Below are 262 nucleotides of genomic sequence, written 5' to 3'. Positions count from 1 at the left end.
ACATTGGGAATGCGATTTGGTAACATAGAAAAGTCGCCAATAAAGGCAACGAAGTTTGATCTTTGAAAACTGAACGAAACGAACGTCAATAAATATTGGATAAATGGTTCTAAACCATTGCCAGCAATTGAGTAGGAAACAACACTTTTATGAGAGTTTGATCCTGGCTCAGGACGAACGCTGGCGGCGTGCCTAATACATGCAAGTCGAGCGAATCAGATAGGAGCTTGCTCCTTGACGATTAGCGGCGGACGGGTGAGTA

Annotated in this window: 1 rRNA gene; it reads left to right on the top strand. The window is 43.9% G+C overall.

Annotation, left to right across the window (positions count from 1 at the left end):
- Positions 1–145: 145 nt before the first annotated feature.
- A 16S ribosomal RNA gene (locus KI375_RS27145) occupies positions 146–262 on the top strand; the annotation flags it as partial.

Origin of the sequence: Bacillus sp. J14TS2 (assembly GCF_018333015.1) — a bacterium.
Taxonomy (GTDB): domain Bacteria; phylum Bacillota; class Bacilli; order Bacillales; family Bacillaceae_C; genus Lederbergia.
This window is presented reverse-complemented; position numbering and strand designations above follow the sequence as displayed.